Source organism: Liquorilactobacillus sucicola DSM 21376 = JCM 15457, assembly GCF_000612445.1.
Lineage (GTDB): Bacteria > Bacillota > Bacilli > Lactobacillales > Lactobacillaceae > Liquorilactobacillus > Liquorilactobacillus sucicola.
In genome coordinates, this window is the sequence record NZ_BALC01000002.1 from 447,407 (window position 1) to 461,213 (window position 13,807).

At 38.1% G+C, this 13,807-nt stretch carries 7 protein-coding genes and 2 pseudogenes; 7 read left to right on the forward strand and 2 right to left on the reverse strand.

Features of this window, described 5'->3' with window-relative positions:
* Window positions 1-7: 7 nt before the first annotated feature.
* Both JCM15457_RS05385 and JCM15457_RS05390 read right to left on the reverse strand, forming a co-directional pair.
* Window positions 8-648 (reverse strand): annotated as a pseudogene (locus JCM15457_RS05385) (transposase); the annotation flags it as partial.
* A 483-nt stretch (window positions 649-1,131) separates the two neighbouring features.
* Window positions 1,132-2,307: a hypothetical protein gene (locus tag JCM15457_RS05390; protein WP_034988305.1), complete on the reverse strand. Its 1,176-nt coding sequence runs from the start codon at window positions 2,305-2,307 to the stop codon at window positions 1,132-1,134.
* A gap of 205 nt (window positions 2,308-2,512) precedes the next feature.
* On the opposite strand from JCM15457_RS05390, the pseudogene JCM15457_RS05395 reads away from it, so the two are divergent.
* From JCM15457_RS05395 to JCM15457_RS05425, 7 genes and pseudogenes are all read left to right on the forward strand, one after another.
* Window positions 2,513-3,711 (forward strand): annotated as a pseudogene (locus JCM15457_RS05395) (metal-dependent hydrolase family protein).
* Between the two features lie 50 nt (window positions 3,712-3,761).
* A complete protein-coding gene (locus JCM15457_RS05400) occupies window positions 3,762-4,961 on the forward strand; it encodes a metal-dependent hydrolase family protein (protein WP_034988306.1) in 1,200 nt (399 codons plus the stop codon).
* A gap of 13 nt (window positions 4,962-4,974) precedes the next feature.
* Window positions 4,975-6,312, forward strand: coding sequence for a M20/M25/M40 family metallo-hydrolase (locus tag JCM15457_RS05405; RefSeq protein WP_034988307.1), 1,338 nt, complete (start codon window positions 4,975-4,977; stop codon window positions 6,310-6,312).
* Window positions 6,313-6,579: 267 nt separating this feature from the next.
* Window positions 6,580-7,950, forward strand: coding sequence for a TcaA 3rd/4th domain-containing protein (locus JCM15457_RS05410; protein WP_034988308.1), 1,371 nt, complete (start codon window positions 6,580-6,582; stop codon window positions 7,948-7,950).
* Window positions 7,951-8,505: 555 nt separating this feature from the next.
* Window positions 8,506-8,778 (forward strand): MORN repeat-containing protein, encoded by a 273-nt coding sequence (locus JCM15457_RS05415; protein WP_235725584.1) that lies wholly within the window; start codon window positions 8,506-8,508, stop codon window positions 8,776-8,778.
* On the forward strand, window positions 8,768-10,624 hold the full coding sequence (locus JCM15457_RS05420) for an acyltransferase family protein (protein WP_034988311.1): 1,857 nt from the start codon (window positions 8,768-8,770) through the stop codon (window positions 10,622-10,624). Before JCM15457_RS05415 ends, JCM15457_RS05420 begins: the two co-directional genes overlap by 11 nt.
* A 1,412-nt stretch (window positions 10,625-12,036) precedes the next feature.
* Window positions 12,037-13,807, forward strand: a 1,771-nt coding sequence (locus JCM15457_RS05425) for a lectin-like domain-containing protein (RefSeq protein WP_235725586.1), incomplete at its 3' end; no start/stop codon positions are given.

The window sequence follows — 13,807 nt, forward strand, 5'->3', positions numbered from 1 at the left end:
GTTCTAATTACTTTGTGATTAGGGCTCTTTTTGTTTTAATCCGAAAAGCATATAGCACCCGAATCCTAAATCTAAAGAAGCTGCGGTAACCAAAACTGGCGCGCTTAATTGTCTTGATTTTATTATTGGATCCTTCTAAAGGACCATTTGAATACTGCGTGATGAAGGTATGATGGATCTTCTTGTGATGCATTTTAATAGTGCTTTTCATCTCCTCAGAACAATCTTCGGCGCCCCAAAAAGATGCATTGTAGTTATTCCAGTCTCTGTGTTGAATAGCTGTTTGCACGTGGTTTAGAATTTCATAAGTTTTTTTAAGTTCAGGATCAAGTGACAACAGCTGGTGAACCACATCTGTGGCAGTGATCCAGTAAGAAAAATTGGTCCATTTATGAAAATGTTCAAAGTCTAGCTGTCCAGCAGGTACTAACAATAGTTTCCAGTAGCGTTTAAGCGCGCGAAATTCACGAGAAGAAGGAGCAAATGTTTCATTAGTCTGACTCTAGTCTTGTTAAACGCACGGTTAAGGGCGTTGATGATGTGGAATTTGTCTACGACTACGATTGCATTTGGGAAGACTGTTTTAGCAAGTTTAGGATAGGTATAATTCATATCCGTCACAATAATTTTAACGTTTTCCCTAGCACCATCCGCAATTTGGATATGAATATCTTCTATACCTAGCAACAATTTTGTAGTATCATTACGCATAAGGACATTTCCTTCTTTCTCTAGAATCTTCGTTGTGGTTGGTTTTAATGAACGGACAGGAAATGTCCGCTTTTTGTGTCTAAGAATAATATACAAAAAATCTGTCATTAGTGATAGATAAAATCTATTACCAACAACAGATATTGTAGAACCCATAAAGCAGGGGAAAGTCTGCCAATATTTGTTAGTTTTTGATAATAACTACGGATTGTGAATAATTGCTTGATTGACAGTATGAGTGATTTCGTGGTTGAGTGGAGAAGACTGGTTGTTGAAAAAATGCTAATTCACATGTTGCAACTTAAAACAAAATAGGCGGGGCTGAGTCAAAATTATTTTTTTGACTCAGTCCCGCCGAATTAACAATTCGCTAAGAATATATTATGAAACGTGTGTTTTCTATCAATGCAGAGTTTGATCCTATAAAAGCTTAAGAAAAACAGAAGCGATAATAACTGAGGCCACTGAAACTGTTGCAAATCCACCAACAAGCATTTTTGGAAGAATATTTTCTAAAAGATAAGCTTCTTCCTTTTTATTTCCGGCCACGCTATGACATATCTCAGTTGTCAGAATGTAATCAGCCGGGAACCCGAATAATGCAGTCAATGAACAGGAAAACGCCATTGGTCGGCTCATTCCAAAGGGTTTAGCAAGGATCCATGATGCAATGAACATCCCCAGTAAACCTAAGAAAATTAAAACAACGATTTGTAAAATGATGGTACCCATGACAGCTGGCGTTGTTAAGTTCAACTGTGCAAACACATAGGCTAAAAGGCCATACATTAACCAGTTGAAAACACCGGCCTGTTTCAAAGCATTACTTTCTAAAAATCCAAGCTGATGTGCTATGACACCAAAGATCAGGCAAATTACGTTAGGGTTGATAACATTATGTATCAGTAAGGCGAAACCATTGCTTATAAGTGCTATGATTGCTACTCTAACGAGAATAAATGCAGGTGTTTGAAATTCTTTGGGTAGGTTTAAAATTCTCGGACTTTCATTAGAAAGTGTTGTTAACGGTGAATTTTCATCTATCTCAATTTTTTCCTTTCTAAACTTTGCAACCAGTCGTCTGCCTTCTTTTTTTAACATATATGAAGTTAACGGATAGCCCACAACTGAATGTAAGACAAACATTGAAACTGGCAAAGCTACAAGGGTAGTAATCCCCTCAGCTTTAAGACCATTTGTCATTAAAAGGGCAGCTACAAGTCCGCCTGTCAGTGGAGGAACAGCGGCGACAACTGTGTGCCAGTTAAAGATTAAAGATCCAATGAGTAATGTTAGGATAAGTGTTCCAGCTACACCTAATAATGCAATACAGACTGCTTTCCACTGTGCAACCAATTCACGCAAATTCATAAGTGTTCCTAAGTGAACCAGTAGTAAGGATACACAAATAGTAACGAAGTTGGGACCAAATGATGCCTGTGTAACAATATCCTTAGGAAGTACGGTCCAGAAGCCAACTACAAAAAGAATAGCAGTCACAAAAATAGAAGGAATGTATGCTTTAGTAGCAGCGGAAACCCATTCTCCAATCAGCATAAAAAGCATAACAATTGTAAAAAAAATAATAAAGTTCATAGTAAATGAACCTCCTCTAAGATTAGAATAAAATTATAAAAAGCGAATTAAATATTATATTATTACAAAATAAATTAATTTTCAATAGTGACTTTCAAACTATTTAGTGTTAAATTTGGCATAATACCAACAAATGATTGCTGTATTTTTGGTAGGAGGTTTTATGTATATTTCTAATCTAAAATTAATCAAGGGGATGCTCTATATGACTAAATTTTATACTAATTTTAATTTATTTAATGGTGTTGAAGCTGAAATTGTATCTGATTCTTGGATGGAAGTGGATGAAGAGAGTGGCAAGGTAACGCGTATTGGCCACGGAACAAAAAAAGTAAGCGGTGAAAATATTGATCTTAAAGCAAATATGTCATGCCGGGTTTAATAAATGTTCATACTCATATCATGATGAATCCACTTACTAATAAGTTGGAATATCTTTCTGAAACAGAAGTTGCTTACCAAGCACTGAAAAACTTAAAAGAATTATTGAAATCAGGCGTTACATATATAAGAGATTGTGGGTGTGCATTCGATGTCGATATCAAGTTGGCTAAATTACAAAACGAAGGGGTTTTCGATGGTACAGAAATTATGCCCTCTGGACGACCAATGTCAATGACAGGAGGGCATGGAGATTTTGTTGAAGGTTGGGATGGAGAAACTACATGGGGATATTTGACTGATTCACCGGATGACATGCGCAAGGCTGTACGTCAAGCGTTTAAGATTGGTGCCAAGAATATAAAGCTAATGGCAACTGGTGGTGTCATGTCTGCTACAGATCAGATTGATGATATAGAACTTAGTTTGGAAGAATTAAAAATTGCTGTTGAAGAAGCTCATTCAAAACATATGACTGTATCAGCTCACGCAGAAGGTGAAAAAGGAATTCATAATGCGGTTTTGGCAGGTGTTGATTCTATAGAACATGGTTCATATGTCTCTGATGAGGATATTGAATTGATGCTTGCGCAAGGAACGTTTCTGACACCAACTTTGATTGCAGCCTATACAATTCCTAAGTATGGTAAAGGAAAACTTCCACAATATATGTTGGACAAAGCGAGTGCTTTTATGGATAAGTACTTCGAAAGAATCGGCGCTGCTATTAAAGCTGGTGTCAAGATTTCATTTGGAACAGATGCGGGAACACCTTTCAATGGGTTCAAAGATACGACTTTTGAACTTGAACTCTTGACGAGTGTGGGTGCGTCTAACGAACAGGCACTGTTTGCTGCTACAAAAAATGCTGCGGAGTTGTTACACATTGATAAAGAATATGGTTCATTAGAAGTAGGCAAGTATGCTGACTTTATTGTGTTAGATGCAGATCCTCTGGAAAATATAAAAGCAGTTCAACAGGAAGATAAAAGTGTCTATAAAAAAGGTATCAAAAAATTCTAATGTTTGACTTAGCTCTTAAGAATGCAATATAACTTTAGAAGGAGAAAATAATGGACACTATTTTTAAAAATGTGACCCTCTTTGATGGTAAAAAGCCTGAGATCCAAAAAAACATGTGGTTTGAAGTAGATGATATTTCCGGCAGAATAAAGGGACTTGGAACAGGTACTGTTCCGGCAACTGAACATGTCGTCGATGTGCGGGGCAAATATGTCCTTCCCGGTCTAATTAATGCACACACACATATCATGATGAATCCTGTCACCAACAAATTGGAATATCTTTCAGAAACTGAAGCAACGGTAACTGCTTTGAAAAATTTGCAGGACTTGCTCAAGGCGGGTGTTACCTATATTAGGGACTGTGGTTGTGCTTTTGACGTAGATATTAAGTTAGCTAAACTACAGCAAGAAGGGGTTCTTGGCGGAACAGAGATTAAACCTTCAGGACGTCCAATGAGTATGACTGGTGGGCATGGTGATTTTACTGAAGGGCTTTACGGAGAAGATACTTGGGGACATTTAACAGATTCCGAAGATGCAATGCGTAAAGCCGTACGTCAAGAATTTAAAAGAGGATCCAAAAATATAAAGGTAATGGCAACTGGTGGTGTCATGTCAGCAACTGATGAAATTGATGACATTGAACTAAGCATTGGAGAATTGAAGGTAGCTGTTGAGGAAGCTCATTCAAAACATATGACGGTAGCGTCGCATGCTCAAGGAAATAAAGGCATTCAGAATTCCTTGGATGCCGGAGTTGATTCTATTGAGCATGGGATTTACGTTGATGAAAGACAAGCCAACTTTATGAAAGAAAATAATATTTTTCTCGTACCTACGTTAAATGCCCCCTCAGCGATTTCGCAGTATGGACGTGAAAAATTACCGGATTATATGTTGCGAAAGAATGATCTGGTTAAAGCTGATTTCTTTAAAAATGTATCTATGGCAATAAAGAAAGGTGTAAAAGTAGTTGTAGGCACAGACGCAGGGACTCCCTTCAACTATTTCAGCAATGGTACTTGGAATGAGCTGAAGCTACTGGTAAAGTTAGGTGCTTCACCTGTGCAAGCTCTTTTCGGAGCAACAAAATATGCAGCCGAGCTGCTCAAAATAGACGACCTTTACGGAACCTTAGAAAAAAATAAATACGCGGATTTTTTAATTTTAAACAATAATCCATTAGAAAATATCAGTGCAATAGAAGAAATCAAAGCTGTTTACAAAAAGGGCAAGAAAATAGATTAAGGGTGTGATTTTTTTGATTGAAAAGCAAAAACTAAAAATTTTTGCCGAGAGTGAACTGGATTCGTTCACGGATTACCTAAAAATCCCAAGTGTTTCTGCTCAAAATGCGGGCATAAAAGAAACTGTTCGATGGCTAGAAAAAACATTTAGCGAACTTGGAGCTGTAGTAGAGGTTTGGAATGATCAGGGGGGCAATCCTGTCGTTTTTGCTGAGTTGAAAGGACAGTCTTCTAAAACGGTGCTTTTCTACAATCATTATGATGTTCAGCCCCCTGAACCATTAGATGAATGGGAAACCTCTCCTTTTGAACCTACGATTGTCGACGGAAAATTATTTGCACGCGGAGTTTGTGATGATAAGGGTGAATTGATATCTCGCCTAACTCTAATCAAATATTTTCAAAAAAATGGCGGTCTGCCTGTAAACATTAAGTTTCTGATAGAAGGAGAAGAAGAGCTGGGAAGTCCGCATGTGGATTCGTATGTACACGCACATGCCGACAGATTGACTGCTGATGTCTGCATTTGGGAAGGCGGGGGAAGAAATGAGAGTGAGCAATTTCAGATTACTTGTGGTTTGAAAGGAATTGCCAGTTTTGATCTTGAAGTTACTACGGCTGAAAGTGATCTTCATTCTTCGCTTGCCAGCTATGCAGATAATGCTGCATGGAGATTAGTGCAGGCTTTAAGTTCATTGAAGGGTGACCATGGAGAAATCTTGGTAGACGGTTTTTATGATGATGTTGTTCCATTGGATGAACCGACTAAAAAGGCTATCAAGGACATTAAATTCGATGCGCAACGAGTAAAAAAAGAGTTTGGTATAAAACGCCCTTTTGTATCTGAAAATCCAGCGGAAGCCTTAGTAAACGGTTCAACTATGACTATCAACGGACTTACTTCTGGTTACGAAGGAAGTGGGACTAAGACTGTAATACCAAGGAAGGCAGTTGCTAAACTGGACTGCAGACTTGTTCCTAATCAGGAACCAGAAAAAATAGCTAAAATTGTTCAAAAACAGTTAATTAAGAATGGCTATGAGGATGTCAAAGTAAAGTATAATACAGGTGAGCGTGCATTTAGAACGAAACTAGATGACCCATTTATAAAGTTAAATGTAGACGTAGCCAAAGAAATTTACGGTGATCAAAATTACGTTGTGGTTCCAAATATGCCTGGTGGCGGGCCTGCAAAACAATTTGTTGATGAGCTGTCTGTACCGATTGTAATGGTTGGGATTCACTATGCAGGAAGTGGTCCCCATGCTCCAAATGAGAATATCAGACTTTCTGATTATGAACAGGCAACTCTTTATTTAGGGAAACTTTTAGAAGCCTACGGTAAAGCATAATATACTAAGAGCATATTGGAATGGAGTATATACAAAAAGACTAGGTTTATAAACCTAGTCTTTTTGTACACCTCTAAAAAATAGCTCACGCGACTTTTTTGGAAAGTATAGTGATAAAGTGAAGTTTATAGGATGTTAAAAAGCTAACCTAAAAAAGTTTTTAAAAAAAACACATTTTACTATGCAGATTGAGAAGAGTTCTGGTTTAATTAAAGAGTAAGGGATGGTTACAATGAAAATAATTTATTCATGTTAGGGGAAAAAGTGATGGATGAACAATTAATATGCTCTGAATGTGGTGCTAAGACCAGACAAGGCGATGCCTTCTGCCAAAACTGCGGTCACAAGTTAGCAGCAGTTGTGGGACAAGATGAGGATGGTACTGATTCTGCAGTCGCGGATACACGAAGAGGCTATCAGCGTACCTCAAGTCAACCACCTAAGTCGTTTAACAAAAAGCTGGGGGTTTTGCTTGGTTTGATCGTATTGGTCTTGCTTGGTGTTTATTTGGGGTTGGACAGTTATTATCAGCCGCAAAGGCAGCTTGACCGAGTAGTCACTGCCTTGGGGAGTCCTAGTGAGGGACTAGCCAAATATACCACTACTGATGATCCTACCTTGCAAAATGATATTACTGATAAAAATTTAAAACCAACACAGAGGTATTTTAAAGAAAATCAGCAACAGTTAGCGGCATTGAAAGCAGCATTTAAGCGGAATTCTACTTACAAAAACAGTTACTCTTTTGAAAAAAATGGTAATGCATGGCTATTTTTCCCACGCTATAAGGTTAAAATCAAGGCAGCCTATGTTAAATTACACGTCAATCATGCGGATGCCGAAGTTTATCAAAACGGTAAAAAAATCGCAGAAACAAGTCAAAAGCGCTCTGTCAAAAGAATTGGACCGCTTTTTCCAGGAAACTATACTTTCAAGGTTTCAAAGGTACTTTCAGGCAGAAGAATAACCACTAGTTCAACTACAACTATCTTTGCAGGTTCCAAAAACATCAGTTTGAACATAGAAACGGCGAACTTCACGCTTCATGGTGATCCTGGGGCATTAGTTTATCTGAATAATAAAAAGATTGGAACCTTTGCTGGTGATGGTCAGCTGGAAGTTACTAACTATCCACTCAAGGGCAAACTAAAGGTTTATTCGATCAATACCTCGAAAAAGAAGTCAACAACTGTTAACATCACTAACGAGCTGAGAAATGGTATTCGTGATTTTTACCTTTCGGCTGGTAATGCTGAAAATAATACAGATGGTTCAGCCACTGATACTGCTTCGAGTGATGTTTCAAGTTCGGACACTAGCGATTCAGATACAAGCACCAACTCACAGGTGGACACCAAAAACTTGACCACTGAACAGGTTAATGATTGGGTTCTTGTTCATCTCAAACCAAACTATGACTTCCAAGTTACCGAAGATGACTTTATTTTCGAACAACATAAAAACGACGATGGGTTATTGGAAATCCATGTGCGCGAAAATCACGACAGCGATAATATGCGAGCGCAAAATGCCTCTCCTGGTCATAATCCCGGTGTTGGTTCTTATGTGATCGATGGCGCTGGAAATTTACGAAACAGTATAACTAATGAGGTTATTGCAACTCAATATGGTAAGTAATTCAGAATAAGTAGTCTTTGCCGCAGAAACATTATGAAGATGGGAATGCTGCATAAATTGGTAAAATTTGAGTACTATCATGACGAATATAGCGAGTACTTGGCTATGAGTAATTCGAAGTTAGACGGAGAATTTTGATTTATGGAACATGTTTGTACGGAATAACTAGAGGAACTGGGTTGAATTTTTAACCCAGTTTATTTTTTATGCTACGCCTAAGTCCGCTAGCTCTTAAATGTTTTGTCTGGCTTTACTTATTTTATTCCTTTATGATTATTTAGCGATGTATCATAGATATGTTTTTATAAAAACGGAATATATATGATACTATTACTTAAGAGGGATATTGGAGTTCTTTTGCGTTAAAGTAATGACGCGGGGAATCCCAATACAGTTAAACTACATAATTATTGAACAGTTATCATTAGGGGGATAAGTAAGGATGTATATTTTATGAAAAAAAGAACGTTTTTTGAAGTTGTCGTTACGCTTTTATTAGCCGGAGCGGCAGTATTCAGTCTCACGCTCACCAGCCCGAAGCAGGAGCACTATACTTTGGATCATCGGCGAATCGTGTATGATGGTCGGGTAGTGAAGAATAAGTTCGATGGTCACGGCAGGTTACAGCTTGCTAACCACGATCGTTATGTAGGACATTTTGCAAAAGGCAAGTTTTCTGGTCAGGGAACTTTTAGATCGCATGAAAAGTGGCAGTATAGTGGACAATTTAAAGAGGGGGCTCCTGATGGTAGCGGGGTTCTGACTACAGCGGATCACCACGAATACCACGGCGTTTTCAAAAAAGGGGTGCTGCTTCATGCGGATTAAATGGTTTAGTTTTGTTCGAATTGCTGGCCTAGTCTCAGTGTTAACATATCATTTTTTTAAAAATGCATACCCAGGAGGATTTATAGGCGTTGATATATTCTTCACCTTTTCAGGGTTCCTAATTACTGCGTTAATGATCGATGAATTTGCGGCACATGGGCATTTTAAACTTCTGGCATTTTATCGGCGACGCTTTTATCGTATTGTTCCGCCATTAATTTTGTCGATCTTGGTGGTCATACCACTAACATACTTAGTCAATAAAGACTATATTACTAATTTAGGAAGACAAGTCGCAGCAGCGGCAGGTTTTGTGACTAATTATTTTGAGATTTTAACAGGTGGGAACTACGAGAGTAAGTTTATCCCTCACTTATTCGTACACACTTGGTCACTAGCGGTTGAAATGCACTTTTACTTGGTTTGGGGTCTGTTGGTGGCGCTCTTTTCGAGCATTATCAGCCGTATGAACTATACGGCAACAAGAAAAAGTCGTATTTTACGCTGGGTCATCGGAACCTTATCATTGATATTGGCAGGTGAAAGTTTCTTAGCAATGATGTCTAGCAGTGCGGGATTAACTGATTTTTCAGCGGTGTACTTTTCAAGCTTGACCCATATTTTTCCTTTCTTTATTGGTGCAGTACTTGCTAGTTTAACAGGGATCAGTTCTACCACAGCAGCCTTTGAGCGGCTGATGCACCATGTCAATGCCAAGAGTGTAACTTGCGGCTTGTTGTTAAGCTTTGTTGCTTTAGGCTGGTTGGGCTTGCACTTGCAGTTTGCTGCGCGTATTACTTACACAGGCGGAATCTTGGCAGCCAGTCTTCTTGCAGCAACAGCAATTTTGCTTGCACGCATGCTGCATACCGTCACTCCAGGTGTACAGGAGCCGCGCTGGGCGACCTTCATAGCAGCCATCAGTTACAGCATGTATTTGTATCACTGGCCGTTATTTGTAATCTTTTCGCATCTTGTCAGTGTTTCACAAGCGGTAGCATTAACTCTGATTCTGAGCATTCCGCTTTCAGCACTATCTTATTATGTACTTGAACCACTGATAGCTGGCAAGCACCCACGAATACTCAAGCCTGATTTTAATGTTTCACGCTTAAGTTACGCAACAGCAATTACTGGTGGCATATTGCTGCTATTAGCGGGACATACAATTGCCCATGCACCGCGTTTAACTGGTTTGGAACGTCAGCTCTGGGTCAGCGATTTATATCAGTCCACTGATAAGATGGATACAGCCAAGCAGGTTATCATGGCTGCGGCTGCGGCTGCAGCAAAAGCAGCAGCTAAGCAACACCAGAAATTGGCCGCAATGATTCCAAGCGGTGTTTCTATTATTGGTGATAGCGTGACTCTGGGTGCGCGCGATTATCTTAGCAAGCATATCGCTAATAGTACTACTGATGCTGAGGGGGAGCGGACGATGGATCTGGCTTATCAAGTTATGATGACCGCACAAAAAAACAAGGTCTTGCGGCAGAATGTGGTCATCTGTATTGGAACAAATGCTTTAGACAATACTGACCAGCAACTTGAGAACTTGATTCGTGATCTTGCACCAGGACATCATTTGATTCTGATGACACCATATGACCAGCGGGCGGATCCTAGTTGGAATTCATCTAAACTGGCTGTTTTCGAACGCACCTTACCAGCCAAGTATAATTTTATTACCATAGCTGATTGGCAGCAATTGGCCGCTAAACATCCTGAGGTTTTTAAAGGCACTGACGGTGTTCACTTCGCTGGGCGACTCAGCGGTAATATTATCTATGCGCAAGCCATTAATGACGGCTTAAATGCAGCGCGTCAAACAGCTTTAAAGAAATGATAGTCTGAATAAGTGCACTAATAACTTGCACGCTAGAAAAAGTTTTATATGGGGAGCTGTGCCAAAAGTGAAATTTTGGCACAGCTCCTCTTTTATTCCGTATAAACGTGTTCCATAAGTCAAAATCCTCCGTCTAACTTCGAATTACTCATAGCCAAGTACTCGCTATGTTCGTAATTTCGAGTTATTACTCAAATTTTCCCGACTTATGTCACACACTCTCTTTTTAGTATGCATATTATTAATTGTTTCTTATATGAAACAATAAACATGTATTCTTTTTAAATGTTAAAAAATGATGGCAAAATAACTGTAGATTTTAAGGATATGATAATAAAAACACCTAAAATAGTTGATTATAAAATCTATTTGAGCGTATAATTATTTATGTTATTAATTAATACATATGGAGGGGAACTATTATGGGGAAAATTTCTGTTACTCCTGAAGAGCTTAAATCGCAGGCACGGGTGTACGCGAGTGCAGCTGAACAAATCGATGATGATTATTACTGGTGACCGATCTTTAGCAAAGTATGGATCAATGGTTGCTTTCGCTATCAGCTATTGTATAGAGCGGTATCTTATTTTAAAATATAGAAGGCATAAAAAAGCAAAGAACAATTAACTCAAAAAATAATTCAGTCTTAGCTCCATTTAGAAATTGATAATTTAGTTTCTAAGTGGAGTTTTTATTTAATATTTGTGAATAAACCACTATTTTTACTTATGCGAGTGGAAAAGACTTTTTTTGCTGAGAACAGTAATAAAATCTCAAGAATTTCCATTTTCATACAGTACTATTCCACTACCGACAAGTTAAATCAGTGCTAATCGTGATTTATAAGGTCTCTTGTATTTAACATAATATAGTGTGTCGGTTGTGACAAAAGGTTATTTTCTTTATGCGCTGTTCCATGTATGTTGAAAATGCGGAATGCTTTCTTAGCTCTCAGCGTTATTGTCTTTTCTTCATACGAAGAAGTTAAGTGATTAGGGTAATATTTTTATTTTGTGGTTCAGGATGCAGTATCTGCAATTAAATAAAGGTTAAATCTAGCTTTGAAATACTGATCAATTCAGATTTCTGGGCTAGATTTTTTGCTTTGCATTAATTTTGATACTCTACTAACACCTTTAAATGAGAATTTGTGGATAATTAGAATAATATAATACACTTAACTATGTGGACATAAGTAAAATTATAGACTTATATTTTTGATTTAATAAAAAAATCACTTACAATAGCACTATTTCAGAGTTATAAAGAGCCCCCTTTAAACAACGCTTTTTGGCATTTGTAACATTTTTACATATTTTAGTGTAATAAATTAAACGTTTTGCACTAAATTATGTTATCATGATTTTGTTAAATGTTAAAATTCGTATTATGGTTCAAAAGGAGGACTTTTTTTGAAAGATTCTAAGCTTCATTACAAAATGTATAAGGCAGGAAAAAGATGGATTTTTGCGGGAATAACTATAATCACAATAGGAATTGGGGTTGCTGGTTATGAAACACCTATTCACGCTGATACCCAAGAAAATGTAGCAAAAACGAGTACTAGTTCGGCTGAAAATACAAAGGTGGACAGTACGAGGGTATCTTCGAGTACTAGTACATATAGCGCAAAGGATGCCACAGATACAGCAGTAACAAGCAGCAGTGCTTCAAGCAATGAAGCAACCGATGCATCAACAAGCAGTGGAGTGTCAAGCGCTGAACCAGATAGTGCACCACTAAGTAGTAGTGAAGCGTCAAGCACAAAAGCAACCAGTGAATCGACAAACAGCGAAGCATCGAGTACAAAAGCAAATAGTACATCGATAAGTGGCGATACAACAAGTACAAAGGTAGACAGTGCCTCAACAAGTAGCGAATCGACAAGCGCCAAAGCATCGAGCACAAAAGCAGATAGTGCATCGATAAGTGGCGATACAACAAGTACAAAGGTAGACAGTGCCTCAACAAGCAGCGAATCGACAAGCGCCAAAGCATCGAGCACAAAAACAGATAGTGCGTCGACAAGTGGCGATACAACAAGTACAAATAACACGGAGAAGAACAACAATACTGCCCAGATTTCGTATAAAGATCTTATCCAACAATTTTACAGAACTGAAAGTACTAGCAGAGATGCTGTAAATTTAACTCAAACGCATGTTAACCAAAAAAATTTTCTTGATTACTTTGAACTCAACGGACAAAGGGATTCTGATGGGAACCTTATTGATGTTAAGTACGATCCTGAAACTGGGATTGTGACACTTACCCCAAATGAACAGGATAAAGTTGGTAATTTTGCTCTTAAAAGCAAAATTGATATGAATAGTAATTTTACTTTGGTAGGGCAAGTTAATTTGGGCTCCGATCCTAGCGGTGCCGACGGTATTGGTTTTGCGTTTCATAACGGAAATACAACAGATATCGGGAACTCTGGTGGTAACTTAGGTATTGGTGGATTGCAAAATGCAGTTGGTTTTAAACTTGATACTTGGAGTAATGGCTATCAAGCACCAAGTTCAGATCAAGATGGTAGTCAAATTGATCCAACCAATTCAAATGCTTTTGGTTGGAATGGTGATTCCATGAGTGCGCCTTATGGTACATTTGTGAAGACAACCGATAAAACGATAAAGACGCAAGATGGTAGTTTAGTTCAAAGATGGTGGGCAGAGGACACTGATACACCGCAATCATTGAGTAAAAAGGACATCGATGGGAAATTTCATGATTTTATTGTTAACTATGATGGCAAAACTCGTAATTTAACTATTAGCTATACACAAACAGATGGTAATGTTCTCAAATGGTCAACAAATGTTTCAAGTTCCTATCAAGCAATGGCTTTAATTGTTAGTGCTTCAACCGGATGGGCTAAAAATTTGCAACAGTTTAAGTTGACAAGTTTTGATTTTACACAAGCAGCAACTGTCAATGTTAAATACGTGGATACTACAGGAAATACACTTGCTACAAGTGAAGTTGTTTATCCTGATGGCCCATATAAAAGTGCAAGTTTTGAAACAAAAAAATTGGATATTCCTAACTATAAATTTTTTAAAATGGGAGATAATGAAACTACTGGTGTAAGTATTCCAGTTGAAGACAAAGATCCAGAAAAAATAATCCAAATTGGTACTTTGAATCAACCTGGTGATAATGGGACAGTTATTTATGTCT

Coding starts and splice junctions, on each gene's coding strand:
- JCM15457_RS05390 (WP_034988305.1), bottom strand. CDS start 2,307: ATGAACTTTATTATTTTTTTTACAATTGTTATGCTTTTTATGCTGATT.
- JCM15457_RS05400 (WP_034988306.1), top strand. CDS start 3,762: ATGGACACTATTTTTAAAAATGTGACCCTCTTTGATGGTAAAAAGCCT.
- JCM15457_RS05410 (WP_034988308.1), top strand. CDS start 6,580: ATGGATGAACAATTAATATGCTCTGAATGTGGTGCTAAGACCAGACAA.
- JCM15457_RS05420 (WP_034988311.1), top strand. CDS start 8,768: ATGCGGATTAAATGGTTTAGTTTTGTTCGAATTGCTGGCCTAGTCTCA.